Source organism: Sphingomonas sp. BL-S-05 (genome assembly GCF_055521695.1).
Window position 1 is genome coordinate 1,960,890 of record NZ_CM145499.1, and the last position, 15,453, is coordinate 1,976,342.

Here is a 15,453-nt window from a genome sequence, read left to right on the forward strand (position 1 = left end):
GCGAACCCATTCTTCCTACTTCGCCGCAGTAACCCCCGCATCGGTCTGCACCACGGGCTTCATCGTCCCGTCCGCGTTGTAATAAAGCCGCTCGACGGTCACCGCCCGCCGCCCGATCGCGCCGTTCATGTCGCCGATCGCCAGCGTCGCATTATGCAGGAACAGATACCAGTCGCCCTTGAACTGCGCGATGCCGGGATGGATGGTGAAGCTGTACTTCCCCGACCCCGTCAGCTCGCCGCGATAGGTCCAAGGCCCCTTGATCGACGGCGCGGTCGAATAGGACACGCGCTCGTCACGATGCTTCGACCGGTCGAGCGAGGCATAGGTCAGGTAATAGGTGCCGTTCCGTTCATGCAGCCACGGCCCCTCCTCGAAATGCGGCGGCGTGATCTCGGTGATCGGCCCGTCGATCTCGATCATGTTGGGCTTCAGCTTCGCGATGTAACATTGCCGGTTGCCCCATGCGATCCAGGTCGTCCCGTCCTTGTCGGTAAAGACGGTCGGGTCGATATCTTCCCAGCTATGCGTGCCCTTCGGCGTCATCTGGTTGGTGATCAGCGCCGATCCCTTGGCATCGACGAACGGCCCGGTCGGCTTGTCCGACACCGCGACCGCGATCGCCTTGCCCGGATGGCTATTGTCATGCTCGACCGCGGCATAGAACCAGTATCTGCCGTTCTTGTAGATCGTCTGGCTGGCCCAGGCATCGGCCTTCGCCCATTTGAAATCGGCGACCTTCATGATCGGGCCGTGGTCGGTCCAGTGGCGCATGTCGGTGGTCGAATAGACCAGCCACTCGCGCATGTTGAACATCTCGTCCCGCTGCGCCTGGTCATGCCCGACATACAGATACAGGCGATCGCCGACGACCAGCGGTGCCGGATCGGCCGTGAACTTGTCGCGGATGATCGGGTTGCTGCCCGCTACCGGTGCCGCCCGCTCCTGCGCCGACGCGACCCCCGCCATTGCCGCCAAAGCCAATGCCGTCCATCCGAATGCGCGCACATGCCTCTCCCATCGTTCTTTTCGCGCGATGATAGCCGATAGCGCTACCATTCCAACAGCTTCGATCGAGGAGGGGATATTTCGTTTCGCCGTCAAACGGTTCGTCGCATCCACGCCACGTTTCGATCCGATGCCGGAACGAAGCCCCCGCCCCTGCTTTGGGTTAGTCGGTACGCTACGGACCAATTGGGTCTCGCGGCACCGAGGAGGACGGCATGTCCAACCCGCTGACGATAAAATTGGCCAGCTTCGCGAACTTTACGCCGGAGGATGCCGAAGCGCTCGACCGACTCTGTCGCAACACCTTCACGGTTCGGGGCGGGAGAGACCTGATCCGCATCGGCGACCGTCCCGAACAAGTCTTCCTGCTGCTCGACGGCTGGGCCTGCCGCTACAAGGATCTACCCGATGGCAAGCGTCAGATTCTCGCCTATCTGATCCCGGGCGACCTGTGCGACCCGCACATCTTTATCTTTGAGGAAATGGACCATTCGATCCGCGCGCTCGGCGACGCGCGGGTCGCCGCGATCCCGAAACAGGTGATCCTCGACCTGACCGAACGCTATCCGGCCCTGGCGCGAGGCTTCTGGTGGTCGGCGCTGGTCGACGAAGCGATCTCGCGCGAATGGCTGGTCAACGTCGCCCAGCGCGACTCCTACACCCGCATGGCCCATCTGTTCTGCGAGATGTGGCTGCGCATGTGTCAGGTCGGTCTGGCGAAAAACGGCACGTTCGACCTGCCGCTGACGCAGGAACAGCTTGGCGACACGCTCGGCATCACGCCGATCCACGTCAATCGCGTGTTGCAGCGGATGCGGGCGGAGGGGCTGTTGTCGCTCTGCCGCCGCAAGATGACGATCCACGATATCGATGCGCTGCAGGACGCGGCCGAATTCGACCCGCGCTACCTGCACCTCGACGCGCGAGTGGAGGCGTGAAGGGGCGACCCGCAGGCCGCCCCATCCGACTTATCCGAACACCTTGGCCGCGAGTTCGGCGATCCGCTTGCCCTGATGCCGGGCGCCGCCCAGTTCGATCTCGGTCGGCTGGCGGCTGCCGTCGCCACCGGCGATGGTCGACGCGCCGTACGGCGTGCTGCCATTCACCTCGTCCAGTCCGGTATGGCCTTCATAGCCATAGTCGAGCCCGACGATGGTCAGCCCATGATGCATCAGGTTGGTGATGATCGAGAACAGCGTGGTTTCCTGCCCGCCATGCTGGGTCGCGGTCGAGGTGAAGGCGCCACCGATCTTGCCGACCAGTCCGCCCTTCGCCCACACGCCGCCGGTCGTGTCCCAGAACGCCGCCATCTGGCTCGACATCCGGCCATAACGGGTGCCGGTGCCGACGATGATCGCGTCATAATTGGTCAGTTCGTTGGGGTCGGTCAGCAATGCGTGATGATCGGCGACGACGAAGCCTGCCGACTTGGCGACCTCGTCCGGGGCCGTTTCGCGCACCCGGCGGACATCGACTTCGGCGCCGCCCGATCGGGCGCCTTCGGCAACGGCGTCCGCCATCTTCGCGATATGCCCGTAGGACGAATAATAAAGCACCAATACCTTGGCCATGCGGCGATACTCCCGTTGGTTATTCGCTGTCGACCAGGACGATTTCGGCGTCCTGCGTCGCGGTGATGGTGACGGTCTGCCCGCCGGACAGTGCGGCGCCGTCGCGCGCCTCGAAGGCGACCCCGTCGATGGTGATCGCGCCGGTTGCCGCGACCAGATAGGCGTGACGCCCTGCGCCCACGCTATGTTCCACGCTTTCGCCGGCCTTCAGCGTCGCGCCCAGCACCCGGGCATCGGCGCGGATGCGCAGCGCGTCGTCGTCCTCGTCGAAACCGCTCGCCAACGTCACGAACTTGCCCGACCGCTCGCCCTTGGGGAACGGCTTCGCACCCCATGCCGGCGCGCCGCCCTTCTGACGTGGTTCGATCCAGATCTGGAAGATGCGGGTCGTCTCCGCCTCCAGATTATATTCGGCGTGGCGTACCCCGGTGCCGGCGCTCATCACCTGGACGTCGCCCGCTGCCGTCCGGCCCTTGTTGCCCATCGAGTCCTGATGGGTGATCGCGCCCGAACGGACATAGGTGATGATCTCCATGTCCTTGTGCGGATGCGGCGGAAACCCGCTGTTCGCGGCGATCTCGTCGTCGTTCCACACCCGGATCGCGCCCCAGCCCATCCGCTTGGGGTCGTAATAATTGGCGAAGCTGAAATGATGCCGCGCGTTCAGCCATCCGTGATCGGCATGGCCGAGGCTGTTGAAGTCACGTTTGTCGATCATCGTCGATCTCCTTGCTTGACCCCAAAGATAAGCGCCGCAATCATGACGTAAATGGAAACGTCGGAAACCTATCGTTTCGCAGCGGAGGATATATGCGGCTCCCCGATTTCGAAGCCTGGGCGATGTTCGCCTGCGTCGTCGAGCACCGCTCGTTCAGCGCCGCCGCGCAGTCGATCGGCGTGTCGAAGGCGACGGTGTCCAAGGCCGTCGCCCGGCTGGAGGCATCGCTCGGCACCACCCTGTTCCACCGTACCTCGCGCCGGCTGACGCTCAGCGACGCCGGACAATCGCTGGCCGAGCGCGCCGGCCGCATTCTTGCCGAGGCGCAGGCGGCGGAGGAACAGGCGCGCGATGCCGCCGCCGCACCGACCGGGCTGGTCCGCGTTGCCGCACCCATGTCGTTCGGCCAGACGCATGTCGCCCCGGCCATTGCCGAGTTCCTGAAGGCGCATCCCGGCGTCGAGATCGACCTGACCCTGTCCGATGCGAAGGTGGACATCGTCGCCGACGGCATCGACATCGCACTGCGTATCGCCGAACTGCCCGACAGTTCGCTGCGCGCCCGGCGGCTGGGACCGGTCGCGGTGCGCGTCGTCGCCGCACCCGATTATTGGCAGGAACATGGCCGACCGACCCATCCCGCCGATCTCGGGCGCCATGCCTGTTTCCGCTATACCAACCTGCCCAATGCGCTCTGGCATTTCCGCCGGGGCGAAGAGGAAGTCACCGTCCGCCCCGGCGGTCCGCTGGCGGTGAACAATGGCGAGGCGATGTTGCCCGCGCTGCGCCTCGGGCTGGGGGTCGCGCGCCTGCCCGATTTTCTGGTCGATGCCGATATCGCCGCCGGCCGGCTAGAAGCGATCCTTCCCGACTGGTCGAGCGGTGCGGTCGCGCTTCACCTGCTGACCCCGCCCGGTACGCTGCGACCCGCGCGCGTGGCGGTGCTGATCGAGTTTCTTTCCGCCCGGTTCCGCAACGCCTGTCCGCGCGATTAGCCAAGGAACTCAGGACGTTTCGCTTAACCAACGGATTTCACGAAACGTTTTCCATTAGTTAGAAATTAACCTTTTGCGTTCAGAGGTGTTTACGTTAATGTTTTTGTCGCGCGCTGGGTGAAATGTGCGCCGCGAAACGGGGGACTGCCGATGCGCGTGCTGTTGATCGAAGACGAGCCGACGACCGCCAAGGCGATCGAGCTCATGCTGACGACCGAAGGTTTCAATATCTACACGACCGATCTCGGCGAAGAAGGCCTCGATCTGGGCAAGCTGTATGATTACGACATCATTCTGCTCGACCTGAACCTGCCCGACATGCACGGCTATGACGTGCTGAAGAAACTGCGGGTGGCGCGGGTACAGACGCCGGTCCTGATCCTGTCGGGCATCGACGAAATGGATTCGAAGGTCCGCTCGTTCGGTTTCGGCGCGGACGATTATGTTACCAAGCCGTTCCACCGCGAGGAACTGATCGCCCGCATCCACGCCGTGGTCCGCCGGTCGAAGGGGCATTCGCAATCGGTGATCCGCACCGGCAAGCTTTCGGTGAACCTCGACGCCAAGACGGTCGACGTCGACGGCGCGCGCGTTCACCTGACCGGCAAGGAATATGCGATGCTCGAGCTGCTGTCGCTGCGCAAGGGCACGACGCTGACCAAGGAAATGTTCCTCAACCATCTCTATGGCGGGATGGACGAACCGGAACTCAAGATCATCGACGTCTTCATCTGCAAGCTGCGCAAAAAGCTCAGCATGGCCTGCGAAGGCGAGAACTATATCGAGACCGTCTGGGGCCGCGGCTATGTGCTGCGCGAACCTGACGAAATGGGCGAAGCCGCCGTCGCCTGACGATCGCGTACCACCCCCGATTTCCGACATGCCCTGGCAAACGCCGGGGCATGTTCATTTGGGGGCCGGACGAAACCACGCCGACGTTACGTGATCGCCCCGCCCATCGCCAATCGCTTGCCGTTGGTGATGATGACACGGTCGCCCAGCCGCGCCACCGCGAACAGCTTCTTCGCGAACGCGGTCGGCACGCCGATACAGCCATGCGTCGCCGCGCCTTCCTGCACGTCGCTGCCATGGATCGAGATGCCGTCATTGGTCAGCCGCAACATGTACGGCATCGGCGCGCCGTACAGGTTGCTGACATGGTCGGCGTCCTTCTCGGTGATCTTCAGCGCACCCAGCGGCGTCGGCTTCCAGTCGGCACCGTACAGCACCACCGCCGCGCCGATCTCATAGCCGTCGCGAAACACCGACAGCACCTGCGCATCGAGGTCGATGGTGACGACCAGCGGACCCACCGCCGGCGCCCCTGCCTCGTCCCAGACCCAGCGGCCATGGGTGAACGGCCCCTCGATCGGCAGCACGCGGCGGACGACCATCGCTTCCGGCCGGGCGATCGGTGACGGCGAAGCTGCGGGCGCAGGCATCGGCTTCGCCTGCACGACCGGCGCATTGGCCACCGGAGCAACGCGAATCGGAACTGGCGGCGCCACCGGCTCGGCGCGCAGCAACAGCGCCGCCCCGCCGGCGGTCGCCCCCGCGACGCCGACCAGCAACGCGATTCCTACTCCGGCCCGCCAGCCAACCTGCATCGATTCTCCCATCCGACGACCGACCTACACGATCGAACTTACCAAATCCTCCCCGGCACGGGGAGGATTTACCGCCCCGCCGCCGCCTTCGCCTTCTCGTCCAGCGGCCATGCCTTGTACCCGCCGACCCATGTCTCGATCACTTTGGTCGCGCGCAAATCGGCCGGGCTCGCCGCGACCGGATCGCGATCGACCACCAGGAAATCCGCCTTCTGCCCCGGCAGCAACGACCCGAAGCGCTGCTCGGCGAACCCGGCGAACGCCGCATCCTGCGTGAACGCCTTCCACGCCTGTTCCCGCGTCACCTTTTCCTCGGGCCGCCACCCGCCCGGCGGCTGGCCGTTCGCATCCTCGCGCGTGAACGCTGCCGCCCAGCCGATAAACGGGTTCGGATGCTCGACCGGATAGTCCGATCCGAACGCCAGCCGCCCGCCATCGCGCAACACCGTCGCCCAGGCATAGGCCCCGGTCAGCCGTGCCGGCCCCAGCCGCGCCTCGGCCATCGTCCGGTCGCCGGTGGCATGGACCGGCTGCATCGACGCGATGATCCCGTTCCTGCCCAGCCGCGGCAGATCGGCCGGATCGAGCACCTGCGCATGTTCGATCCGCCAGCGGCGATCGTCCTTGTACGACGACGCCAGTTCGTCGATCGCGTCCAGTACCTGCCGGTTGGCCCGGTCGCCGATCGCATGGATCGCGAACTGGAACCCATCCATCGTGCCCCGGCTCAGCAGGTTCAGCAGCGTCGTATCGTTGATGAACGACAGCCCGCTCTGCTTGGGCGCATCGGCATAGGGTGCCTTCAGCCATGCCCCGCGCGATCCCAGCGCGCCATCGGCGTACAGCTTGATCCCGCCCATGCGCAGCCGGTCGCCATAAAGCCACGGCGTCGGCCCCGCCCCGGCGACCGTCAGCGCCGTTTCGAGGCCCGCGCCATAGCTCATGATCCGCACGCGCAACTGGCCGATATCGCCCATCCGCCGGAACACCAGCCAGTCGTCGACCGACGTCCCCATGTCCGCCGTCGCGGTAATGCCGTTCGACAACAGCATGTCCTGCGCCTTCAGGAACGCGGCATTGCGTTCGCGTGGGCTGGGCCTGGGCTTGGCGGCATCGAACAGGCTGGCGGCATTGTCGACGAACACGCCCGATGGCTGCCCGTTCGGCAGCAATTCGATGCGTCCGCCCGCCGGAGCAACGGTTTTCGCGGTGATCCCCGCCGCCTTCATCGCCGCGCTGTTCGCCCACACCGCATGGCCATCGGCACGTTCCAGCAGCACCGGCTTGTCGCCTGCCGCCGCGTCCAGTTCGGCGGCGGTCGGGAAACGTCCCAGCCCCCATGCCTCCTGATTCCAGCCGCCGCCCAATATCCACTGCCGGTTGCCGTTGCCGCGCGCATAGGACTGGATCGCCGCCTGCGCATCGGCCAACGACTTCGTGTTCGACAGGTCGAGTTCGAGCGCGCGATAGCCCAGCGACATCACATGGCCGTGCGCGTCGATCATGCCCGGCATCACGGTCCTTCCGCCCATGTCGCTGCGCCAGTCGAGCTTCTTCGGCGCCTTCTCGCCCTTGGGCACCAGCCGGACGACCTTGCCCTCGCGATCGATCAGGATGCCGCCGAAGCGCACCACCTTCCCCTGCGAATCCAGCGCGACGCCGTTGATGTTATCGACCAGTCCGTCGGCCTGTGCGGTGCCGGCGAGCAGCAGCGCCGCGACGGTCAGGGCATGGCGGATCATTTCGCGATCCTCCGCACCAGCGCGCTGGTATCCTGCCGTCCGCCGCCCATGGCCTGCACCTCGGCATAGAATTGATCGACCAGCGCCGTCACCGGCAGCGTCGCGCCGTTGCGCCGCGATTCGTCGAGGGCGAGGCCCAGATCCTTGCGCATCCAATCGATCGCGAAGCCGAAATCGAACTGGTCCTGCGCCATGGTCGGCCAGCGATTGACCATCTGCCAGCTCTGCGCCGCCCCGCCCGACACCGCTTCCAATACCTTGTCGAGATCGAGGCCCGAGCCTTGCGCGAACCGCAGCGCTTCCGACAGCCCACCCAGCACGCCCGCGATACAGATCTGGTTGACCATCTTGGTCGTCTGCCCCGCACCGGCATCGCCGACATGAACGATCCGCGCGGCATAAGCCTGCATCAGCGGTTCCGCCGCCGCAAAGGCTTCCGCCGTGCCACCGCACATGATCGACAGCTTGCCATTCTCCGCGCCCGCCTGTCCGCCCGACACCGGCGCGTCGAGCACCAGCAGCCCGTTCGCCGCCCCCGCCTCGGCCAGTTCGCGCGCGATCGCCGCCGACACGGTGGTATGATCGGCGAACAGCGCGCCCGCCTGCATCGCGCCGAACGCGCCGTCCTCGCCCAGCGTCACCTGCCGCAGATCGTCGTCATTGCCGACACAGGCAAATACCGCATCCGCCCCTCGCGCCGCCGCCGCCGGCGTTTCGGCAACATCGCCGCCATGCTGCGTGGCCCATGCCGCCGCCTTGGCGCGGGTGCGATTATAGACGGTGACCTGATGGCCGGCGGAAACGAGGTGCCCGGCCATGGGCGCGCCCATGACCCCGGTGCCGATGAATGCGAGTTTTGCCATGGGCCTGCGGTCTATGGACTTAGGCGGCTGTAAGGAAGAGGGGAATTCCCCCGCCCACCACGCCCGTCACCCCAGCGCAGGCTGGGGTCTCCCGCGGCTCCTGTCCCGAACCGTTACCGGGAGATCCCAGCCTGCGCTGGGATGACGTACGTCGCCGGAATACCTCACCCCGGCTGCCCACCGCCACCGGTCGCCCCGAAAATCTGCCCCGTCGAAAAGCTGTTCGACGGGTCCGCCGCCGAAACATACAGCCCGGCGATCTCCGCCGGCTGCCCCGGCCGGCCCAGCGGGCTGCTCTTCCCGAAGCTCTGCTGCTTTTCGGGCGTCGCGCCGCCGCTGACCTGCAACGGCGTCCAGAACGGACCCGGCGCGACCGCGTTCACCCGAATGCCCTTGGCCGCCAGTTGCTTGGCCATCGCCTTGGTGAAGTTCAGCACCGCCGCCCGCGTCAGCGCGTAATCGACGATATCCGGCGAAGGATCGCCGGCCTGTTCGGACGATGTGTTGATGATGACGCCGCCCGCCCCCATCCGCTCGACCGCCGCCTTGGTCAGCCAGAACGGCGCATAGACGTTGGTCTTCATCGTATCGTCGAAATCCTGCGAGGAGATCGACGCGATATCGGGCCTGGTCTGTTGCCGCGCGGCGTTGTTGACGAGGATGTCCAGCCCGCCCAGCTGCGACGCCGCCTGCTGGATCAGTTGCCGGCAAAAGCCTTCGTTGCGCAGGTCGCCCGGGATCGCCACCGCCTTGCGCCCCGCCGCGCGGATCAGTTCGACGACCTCGCGCGCATCGGGTTCCTCGGCCGGCAGGTAATTGATCGCGACATCGGCGCCTTCGCGGGCATAGGCGATCGCGGCGGCGCGACCGATGCCGCTGTCGCCGCCGGTGATCAGCGCCTTCTTGCCGGCCAGCCGCCCCGATCCCTTGTAGCTTTGCTCGCCATGGTCGGGACGCGGATTCATCTTTGACGCGAGACCCGGCCAGGGCTGGCGCTGCACCGGAAAGGGCGGCTTGGGATAGGCGGCGGCAGCGGCGGTGGTCGGCTTCGTCCCCTGCGCGGCGGCGGGCGCGGCGCTGGCGGCTATCCCGGCAAGGGCGGCACCCGCCACGAAGGTGCGGCGATCGGTCTCGGTCATGGTTCGGCTTTCCGGCTGGAGCAACGTCGCTCAAGCAGACGCGCGCCGGGTCGACGGGTTCCCCTTTGGTACCAAATCGGCTACGCGCCCGCGATGGCTACCAACCCGATCGCTTCGCCCGCCCTGCCCCTCACCGTCGACGATGTGCGTCAGGCGGCGATGCGTATTGGCGGCTCGATCGTGCGCACGCCGACGCTCATCAGCCGGACGCTGTCCGACCTGACCGGCGCGACCGTCTATCTGAAATTCGAAAACCTTCAATTCACCGCCGCTTACAAGGAACGCGGCGCGCTCAACACCCTATTGCAACTCGACGAGGCCACCCGCGCCAAGGGCGTGATCGCCGCCTCGGCCGGCAACCATGCGCAGGGCCTTGCCTATCATGGCAACCGACTCGGCGTACCGGTCACGATCGTCATGCCCCGCCCGACTCCGACCGTGAAGGTGATGCAGACCCAAAGCCACGGTGCGACCGTGGTGCTGGAGGGCGAGACGTTCGACGCCGCCTATGCCCATGCCCTGAAGCTGGAGGCCGAACAGGGGCTGACCTTCGTCCATCCGTTCGACGATCCGCGCATTATGGCGGGGCAAGGCACCGTCGCGCTCGAAATGCTGGAGGACGTGCCCGACATCGACACGCTGGTCGTGCCGATCGGCGGCGGCGGCCTCATCAGCGGCATGGCGACCGTCGCCCGCGCCGCCGGGCGCGATATCGAGGTGGTCGGCGTGCAGGCCGAACTCTTCCCGTCGATGTACAATCGCCTGCACGGCACCGCCATGGACTGCGCCGGCGACACGCTGGCGGAGGGGATCGCGGTCAAGCAGCCCGGCGGCCTGACCGCGCAGGTCGTGTCGGCACTGGTCGACGACATCGTGCTGGTCAGCGAACGGCAGCTCGAAGAGGCGGTCAGCCTGCTGGTCCAGATCGAAAAGACGGTAGTGGAGGGTGCCGGCGCCGCCGGCCTCGCCGCGCTGCTCGGCCATGGGCAGCGGTTCAAGGGCAAGACCGTCGGCATCGTGCTGTGCGGCGGCAATATCGATACCCGCCTGCTCGCCAACGTGCTGCTGCGCGACCTTGCGCGGTCGGGCCGCCTCGCCCGGCTGCGCATCCGCCTGCAGGACCGCCCCGGCGCGCTGTTCCACGTCGCCAAGATCTTCCACGAACACACCGTCAACATCATCGAGGTCTATCACCAGCGCGTCTTCACCACGCTGCCGGCGAAGGGCCTCATCACCGACATCGAATGCGAGACGCGCGACCGCGACCATCTCGACCGCCTGATCGAAGGGCTGCGCGCGGGCGGCTATGAAGTAAGCCCGGTCGAACTGGCATGAGCGACAGGATCACCGGCCGGTGCCTGTGCGGTGCGTGTCGCTATGGGAGCGACGGGCCGGTGATCAACGTCCGCGCCTGCCATTGCCGCCGATGTCAGCGCGCGACCGGCTCGCCCTTTTATGCGCGGGTGATGGTGCCGCTGGCCGCGACCGCGATCGAGGGTCCGGTCGGCTGGTATGATGGCGACACCGGCGTGCTGCGCGGCTTCTGTCCGAATTGCGGCACGACGCTGTTCTCGCGCCGCGACTCGGCGGGCACGATCGGGCTGACCCTCGGCAGCGTCGACGACCCCGACCGCTTCCAGCCGACCGATCATATCTGGACCGAGGCGCAGCAACGCTGGCTGGTCCTGGGCGACGATCTGCCCCGGCATCGGCAGGGGCCGCCCGCCTTCTGAGCGCCGACGAAATCATCGCGAAGCGACTTTTCGTCGGTTAGGATAATCGCCATATTTTCGGCGCTATGCCAACCGGCATGACCGATCGAAGGAACCCTGGGTGACCGCGCCGTTTCGTTTCCCCCGCTTCTTCGTAACCTCGCCCGCGCCCTGCCCCTATTTGCCCGGGCGGCAGGAGCGGAAGGTTTTTACGGAGCTTAACGGCCCGCATGCCGATGAACTGAACGATGCGCTCGGGCGAATCGGGTTTCGTCGCAGCCAGTCGGTCGCGTATCGCCCCAGTTGCGTCGGATGCAACGCGTGCGTCTCGGTCCGGGTCGTCGCCAGCGACTTCACGATGAACGCGACCCAGCGCAAGCTGATGCGCCGCCACGCCGATCTCGACATTCGCGCGTGCAAGCCATGGGCGACCGACGAACAATTCCGCCTGCTCCGCCGCTATCTGACCGCGCGGCATCCCGGCGGCGGCATGACCGCGATGGACGAAACCGACTTTGCCGACATGGTCGAACATTCGCCGGTGACGTCCTGGGTCATCGAATATCGCGAGCCTGCGGTCGACGGCGTGCCCGGCCGGCTGGTCGGCGCGTGCATCACCGACGAACAGGCCGACGGGCTGTCGATGGTCTACAGCTTCTTCGAAACCGATCCGGAGGCGCGCGCGGGCTTAGGCACCTTCATCATCCTCGACCATATCCGTCGTGCGCGCGCGACCGGCCTGCCCTATGTCTATCTCGGCTATTGGGTACAGGGGTCGCCGCGCATGACCTACAAGACCAAGTTCCGCCCGCTGGAGATCCTCGGGCCGGCCGGCTGGACGCTGCTCGACGACGCGACGGCGGCCGCGGCGGCGGCGGTCGGAACGGCCGGGACGGCGGTCCCGGCATGATCGCGACGCTGGTCGCGCTGGCCTTCGCTGCTCAGGCGGGGAGACCAATGCTCGACCAACGCCGCGTCGACCTCCTGCAATTCGAAGTCCGCCTCCCCGAAACGCTGACCCCGGCCGAGCGCACCCGGGCCGTCGCGACCTTCACCGCCGACACCCGCACGATCCGCGCCTGCCCCGACGCCGCGCGGATCGCCGCGCGCTACAAGCAGGACCGAATCTTTTCCGGCACCCTCACCTCGCGCCCCAACGTCGCTTATGCCGCCCTTCCCGCACCGCTCCGCGCCGAGCTGGCGAAGGTGCCGGCCGGCCACGCGACCCGTCCGTTCGGATCGAGCGGGGAATTGCGCGTGCTGATCGCCTGTTCGCCGCTCAAACTGCCGCGCAGTTCCGCGTCACAAGGGATGATCTAAGGCACGTTCCCAAAGCGTGTCCCGAATGGTCACCCCCGCGCACGCCGGGGCGATACATGCTAACGTCTGATTCAGCTGACCTGAAACGTCGCCCCAGCGAAGGCTGGGGCCTCTCGCGGCGCTTGTCCCACGCCATCCCCGGGAGATCCCAGCCTGCGCTGGGATGACGGAAAGCTTGCTAAACCCCCAACGCGAAAAGGCACCCGATCCACTATGGGATCGGATGCCCTTCCAAATCACAAACCAGCACGGCCCGATCGGGCCGCACCGACCGCGAATCAGCCCTGGCGGGCCTTGAAGCGGCGGTTGGTCTTGTTGATGACGTAGATACGGCCGCGACGGCGGATCACGCGGTTGTCCCGGTGACGATCCTTGAGCGACTTCAGCGAATTGACGATCTTCATGTCACGGCTCTCAAACGGCAAAAGGGCCGCTCGCACGGCCGGAAAAGAGGCGTCCAGCTATCGCCGACCGCGCCTTTCGTCAAGAGCGGAACGGCGTTCGCAATCGAAACACCAGCGCAATGAACCCGAACACCGTCGATGCGCGTTGCGCTATGCAACAATCAGGCGTGTCGTAGACAAGGTGAGTCGCATGAACAATGCGTTCAGATTCGGGTTGATGGCCATGGGCGCAATGTTGGCGTCGGGCTGTACCACCACCGGGTCGCGCGTCCGCCCCGTCGACGTCACCCGCTTCCACCTCAACCAGCCGGTCGCCCGAGGCAGCTTCTCGCTCGAACCGCTGTCGACCAACGGGTCGATCAGCCCGGAATTCCAGAATTATGCCAATGCCGTCGGGCGCGAGATGGAAAAGCTCGGCTTCGTCCGCGCCGGTACCGCTCCTTCCGATCTGATCGTCGCGGTCGGCTTCACCCGCGCCACCCGTGGTTTCGTCGAGAAGCGCCCGCCGGTCTCGATCGGGGTCGGCGCGGGCGGCGGCGGCGGTGGCTGGCGCGGTGGCGGCGTGGGTCTTGGCGGCGGGGTCGGCTTCGGCATCGGCGGTGGCCAGCGCGAAGTGATCGGGACCGAGATGATGGTCCAGATTCGCCGCCGCAGCGACGGCACCACCATCTGGGAAGCGCGCGCCATTACTGATTCGCTCGAAAACACCCCCGGCGCGCAGCCGGTATTTCAGGCGGATCGTCTGGCCGACGCCATGTTCCGCAACTTCCCAGGCGAGTCGGGAATCACTACGACGGTGAAATGAGCATCATCGTCAACGCCGCGTTCGACAGCGGCAATATCCGTGTGGTCGCCATTCAGGGCGACGTGATCGACCTCGAGATCGTCGCCGACCACCTGTCCGACTTCTACCAATGGTTTCACTTCCGCGTCGCCGGTGCGCGCGGAAGGACGCTGACCTTCCGCATCCTCAACGCCGGCGGATCGGCCTATGCCTTTGGCTGGCCTGGCTATCGCACCCGCATGAGCACCGACCGCGCGACATGGCGACAGGTCGACACCGACTATGCCGATGGCGTGCTGACCTTCACGGCGACGATCGACAGCGAACTCGCCTGGTTCGCCTATTTCGCCCCCTATACCATGGATCGCCACGACGACCTGATCGCCCGCATCGCCGCTCGCCCCGGCGTTACCCACCGCGAACTCGGCCAGAGCCTCGACGGGCGCGCCATCGACTATCTGACGCTGGGCACCGGGCCGTTGCAGGTCTGGGCCTATGCCCGGCAGCATCCCGGCGAATCGATGTGCGAATGGTTCATGGAGGGGCTGCTCGAACGGCTGACCGACCCGTCCGAGTTGGTCGCCGCCGATTTGCGGGAGCGCATGACCTTCCACTGCGTCCCCAACATGAACCCCGACGGCTCCTATCGCGGCCATCTGCGCACCAACGCTGCCGGCGTGAACCTCAACCGCGAATGGCATGCCCCGTCGCCGGAACGCAGCCCCGAAGTGCTGTGCGTGCGCGACCGCATGGACGAAACCGGGGTCGACATCGCCATCGACGTCCATGGCGACGAAGCCATCCCCGCCAACTTCATCGCCGGGTACGAAGGCATTCCCAACTGGACCGACGAACACGGCGCCCGCTTCACCAGCTTCGGCGCGGCATGGGCGGCGGCGACGCCCGAATTCCAGACGAAGCTCGGCTATCCGATCGCGGCGGCGGGGCAGGCGAATCTTGCCATGTCGACTAACCAGCTTGCCAACCGGTTCGGCGCGCTCTGCATGACGCTGGAAATGCCGTTCAAGGATCACGACCCCAATCCCGATCCCGAATATGGCTGGTCGCCCGAACGGTCGAAGCGGCTGGCGCATAGCTGGCTGGAGGTGCTGGCGGACTTCACCCGGTGATCGTTCGCAACGGCGGGCTCGACCATCCGGCGACGGCGGCACTGCTGACGGCGCACCTCGCCGACATGCACGCATCGTCGCCGCCGGACAGCGTCTATGCGCTCGATCTGTCCGGTCTTGGGGCGCCCGACATCGCTTTCTTCACCGCATGGGATAGCGACACGCTGCTCGGCTGCGGAGCGTTACGCACGCTGGGAACGGGCGATGGAGAGATCAAATCGATGCGGACCGATCCGGCCGCACGGGGGCGCGGCGTGGCACAGGCGATCCTTGACCACATCATTACTATCGCCCGCGCCGCCGGCATCAACCGGCTCCTGCTCGAAACCGGAACCGGTCCGATGTTCGACGCCGCGCACCGCCTATATGCCCGCAACGGCTTCGTTCCCTGCGCGCCGTTCGGCGACTATGTCGCGACCGACTTCAACCGGTTCCTCTCCCGCCCACTTTGAGCTAGGCG

18 protein-coding genes are annotated in these 15,453 nt (G+C 66.1%); 10 read left to right on the top strand and 8 right to left on the bottom strand.

Annotated elements, in window-relative coordinates:
* Positions 1-15 precede the first annotated feature (15 nt).
* On the bottom strand, positions 16-1,008 hold the full coding sequence (locus ACZ1JS_RS09165; protein ID WP_465165806.1) for a glycoside hydrolase family 43 protein: 993 nt from the start codon (positions 1,006-1,008) through the stop codon (positions 16-18).
* A 215-nt stretch (positions 1,009-1,223) separates the two neighbouring features.
* On the opposite strand from ACZ1JS_RS09165, the gene ACZ1JS_RS09170 reads away from it, so the two are divergent.
* A complete protein-coding gene (locus ACZ1JS_RS09170; protein WP_465165807.1) occupies positions 1,224-1,946 on the top strand; it encodes a Crp/Fnr family transcriptional regulator in 723 nt (240 codons plus the stop codon).
* Between the two features lie 30 nt (positions 1,947-1,976).
* Here ACZ1JS_RS09170 and wrbA read toward each other — a convergent pair whose 3' ends face one another.
* Complete coding sequence (wrbA, locus tag ACZ1JS_RS09175) at positions 1,977-2,579, bottom strand: NAD(P)H:quinone oxidoreductase (RefSeq protein ID WP_242116641.1); 603 nt, start codon at positions 2,577-2,579, stop codon at positions 1,977-1,979.
* A 19-nt stretch (positions 2,580-2,598) separates the two neighbouring features.
* Positions 2,599-3,297 carry a pirin family protein gene (locus tag ACZ1JS_RS09180; RefSeq protein ID WP_465165808.1) on the bottom strand — a complete coding sequence of 233 codons (699 nt, stop codon included), beginning with the start codon at positions 3,295-3,297 and terminating at the stop codon, positions 2,599-2,601.
* A 92-nt stretch (positions 3,298-3,389) separates the two neighbouring features.
* Here ACZ1JS_RS09180 and ACZ1JS_RS09185 point away from each other — a divergent pair, with 92 nt between their 5' ends.
* Together ACZ1JS_RS09185 and ctrA are read left to right on the top strand one after the other, a co-directional pair.
* Positions 3,390-4,292, top strand: coding sequence for a LysR family transcriptional regulator (locus ACZ1JS_RS09185; protein WP_465165809.1), 903 nt, complete (start codon positions 3,390-3,392; stop codon positions 4,290-4,292).
* Between the two features lie 150 nt (positions 4,293-4,442).
* On the top strand, positions 4,443-5,144 hold the full coding sequence (gene ctrA / locus ACZ1JS_RS09190) for a response regulator transcription factor CtrA (RefSeq protein WP_056450531.1): 702 nt from the start codon (positions 4,443-4,445) through the stop codon (positions 5,142-5,144).
* 86 nt (positions 5,145-5,230) lie between these two features.
* Here the strand turns inward: ctrA and ACZ1JS_RS09195 are convergent, their stop codons facing one another.
* The 4 genes from ACZ1JS_RS09195 to ACZ1JS_RS09210 all read right to left on the bottom strand — a co-directional run bounded on the left by ACZ1JS_RS09195 (position 5,231) and on the right by ACZ1JS_RS09210 (position 9,643).
* A complete protein-coding gene (locus tag ACZ1JS_RS09195) occupies positions 5,231-5,899 on the bottom strand; it encodes a L,D-transpeptidase family protein (protein WP_465165810.1) in 669 nt (222 codons plus the stop codon).
* Positions 5,900-5,967: 68 nt separating this feature from the next.
* Positions 5,968-7,641, bottom strand: a complete 1,674-nt coding sequence (locus ACZ1JS_RS09200) for an amidohydrolase (RefSeq protein ID WP_465165811.1) — start codon at positions 7,639-7,641, stop codon at positions 5,968-5,970.
* Positions 7,638-8,504, bottom strand: a complete 867-nt coding sequence (locus tag ACZ1JS_RS09205) for an NAD(P)-dependent oxidoreductase (RefSeq protein WP_465165812.1) — start codon at positions 8,502-8,504, stop codon at positions 7,638-7,640. The genes ACZ1JS_RS09200 and ACZ1JS_RS09205 overlap by 4 nt, the downstream gene beginning before the upstream one ends.
* A gap of 164 nt (positions 8,505-8,668) precedes the next feature.
* Positions 8,669-9,643, bottom strand: coding sequence for an SDR family oxidoreductase (locus tag ACZ1JS_RS09210; protein WP_465165813.1), 975 nt, complete (start codon positions 9,641-9,643; stop codon positions 8,669-8,671).
* A gap of 93 nt (positions 9,644-9,736) precedes the next feature.
* Between ACZ1JS_RS09210 and ACZ1JS_RS09215 the strand changes: the two genes are divergently transcribed.
* The 4 genes from ACZ1JS_RS09215 (at position 9,737) to ACZ1JS_RS09230 (ending at position 12,675) form a co-directional block, all read left to right on the top strand.
* Entirely contained in the window at positions 9,737-10,978 is a 1,242-nt protein-coding gene (locus ACZ1JS_RS09215) for a threonine ammonia-lyase (protein ID WP_465165814.1), read from the top strand.
* The gene (locus tag ACZ1JS_RS09220; protein WP_465165815.1) at positions 10,975-11,376 is read left to right on the top strand and encodes a GFA family protein; all 402 of its coding nucleotides are present in this window, start codon (positions 10,975-10,977) and stop codon (positions 11,374-11,376) included. Before ACZ1JS_RS09215 ends, ACZ1JS_RS09220 begins: the two co-directional genes overlap by 4 nt.
* A 100-nt stretch (positions 11,377-11,476) precedes the next feature.
* Positions 11,477-12,265 (top strand): arginyltransferase, encoded by a 789-nt coding sequence (locus tag ACZ1JS_RS09225; RefSeq protein ID WP_465165816.1) that lies wholly within the window; start codon positions 11,477-11,479, stop codon positions 12,263-12,265.
* Entirely contained in the window at positions 12,262-12,675 is a 414-nt protein-coding gene (locus tag ACZ1JS_RS09230) for a hypothetical protein (protein WP_465165817.1), read from the top strand. Before ACZ1JS_RS09225 ends, ACZ1JS_RS09230 begins: the two co-directional genes overlap by 4 nt.
* Before the next feature lie 278 nt (positions 12,676-12,953).
* Here ACZ1JS_RS09230 and ykgO read toward each other — a convergent pair whose 3' ends face one another.
* Positions 12,954-13,079 carry a type B 50S ribosomal protein L36 gene (gene ykgO, locus ACZ1JS_RS09235; RefSeq protein ID WP_055755695.1) on the bottom strand — a complete coding sequence of 42 codons (126 nt, stop codon included), beginning with the start codon at positions 13,077-13,079 and terminating at the stop codon, positions 12,954-12,956.
* Positions 13,080-13,269: 190 nt separating this feature from the next.
* Between ykgO and ACZ1JS_RS09240 the strand changes: the two genes are divergently transcribed.
* Genes ACZ1JS_RS09240 through ACZ1JS_RS09250 form a run of 3 tightly spaced genes read left to right on the top strand, consistent with a single transcriptional unit; the run spans position 13,270 to position 15,445 of the window.
* The gene (locus ACZ1JS_RS09240) at positions 13,270-13,884 is read left to right on the top strand and encodes a DUF4136 domain-containing protein (protein ID WP_465165818.1); all 615 of its coding nucleotides are present in this window, start codon (positions 13,270-13,272) and stop codon (positions 13,882-13,884) included.
* Positions 13,881-14,993 carry a M14 family metallopeptidase gene (locus ACZ1JS_RS09245; protein ID WP_465165819.1) on the top strand — a complete coding sequence of 371 codons (1,113 nt, stop codon included), beginning with the start codon at positions 13,881-13,883 and terminating at the stop codon, positions 14,991-14,993. Before ACZ1JS_RS09240 ends, ACZ1JS_RS09245 begins: the two co-directional genes overlap by 4 nt.
* On the top strand, positions 14,990-15,445 hold the full coding sequence (locus ACZ1JS_RS09250) for a GNAT family N-acetyltransferase (protein ID WP_465165820.1): 456 nt from the start codon (positions 14,990-14,992) through the stop codon (positions 15,443-15,445). Before ACZ1JS_RS09245 ends, ACZ1JS_RS09250 begins: the two co-directional genes overlap by 4 nt.
* Positions 15,446-15,453: the final 8 nt, after the last annotated feature.

What these genes read in the sequence shown, in the direction of transcription:
- ACZ1JS_RS09220 (WP_465165815.1), top strand. Translation starts at nt 10,975, where the DNA reads ATGAGCGACAGGATCACCGGCCGGTGCCTGTGCGGTGCGTGTCGCTAT.
- ACZ1JS_RS09230 (WP_465165817.1), top strand. Translation starts at nt 12,262, where the DNA reads ATGATCGCGACGCTGGTCGCGCTGGCCTTCGCTGCTCAGGCGGGGAGA.
- ACZ1JS_RS09240 (WP_465165818.1), top strand. Translation starts at nt 13,270, where the DNA reads ATGAACAATGCGTTCAGATTCGGGTTGATGGCCATGGGCGCAATGTTG.
- ACZ1JS_RS09205 (WP_465165812.1), bottom strand. Translation starts at nt 8,504, where the DNA reads ATGGCAAAACTCGCATTCATCGGCACCGGGGTCATGGGCGCGCCCATG.
- ACZ1JS_RS09180 (WP_465165808.1), bottom strand. Translation starts at nt 3,297, where the DNA reads ATGATCGACAAACGTGACTTCAACAGCCTCGGCCATGCCGATCACGGA.
- ACZ1JS_RS09210 (WP_465165813.1), bottom strand. Translation starts at nt 9,643, where the DNA reads ATGACCGAGACCGATCGCCGCACCTTCGTGGCGGGTGCCGCCCTTGCC.
- ACZ1JS_RS09170 (WP_465165807.1), top strand. Translation starts at nt 1,224, where the DNA reads ATGTCCAACCCGCTGACGATAAAATTGGCCAGCTTCGCGAACTTTACG.
- ctrA (WP_056450531.1), top strand. Translation starts at nt 4,443, where the DNA reads ATGCGCGTGCTGTTGATCGAAGACGAGCCGACGACCGCCAAGGCGATC.
- ACZ1JS_RS09215 (WP_465165814.1), top strand. Translation starts at nt 9,737, where the DNA reads ATGGCTACCAACCCGATCGCTTCGCCCGCCCTGCCCCTCACCGTCGAC.
- ACZ1JS_RS09185 (WP_465165809.1), top strand. Translation starts at nt 3,390, where the DNA reads ATGCGGCTCCCCGATTTCGAAGCCTGGGCGATGTTCGCCTGCGTCGTC.
- ACZ1JS_RS09245 (WP_465165819.1), top strand. Translation starts at nt 13,881, where the DNA reads ATGAGCATCATCGTCAACGCCGCGTTCGACAGCGGCAATATCCGTGTG.
- ACZ1JS_RS09200 (WP_465165811.1), bottom strand. Translation starts at nt 7,641, where the DNA reads ATGATCCGCCATGCCCTGACCGTCGCGGCGCTGCTGCTCGCCGGCACC.
- ykgO (WP_055755695.1), bottom strand. Translation starts at nt 13,079, where the DNA reads ATGAAGATCGTCAATTCGCTGAAGTCGCTCAAGGATCGTCACCGGGAC.
- ACZ1JS_RS09195 (WP_465165810.1), bottom strand. Translation starts at nt 5,899, where the DNA reads ATGCAGGTTGGCTGGCGGGCCGGAGTAGGAATCGCGTTGCTGGTCGGC.
- wrbA (WP_242116641.1), bottom strand. Translation starts at nt 2,579, where the DNA reads ATGGCCAAGGTATTGGTGCTTTATTATTCGTCCTACGGGCATATCGCG.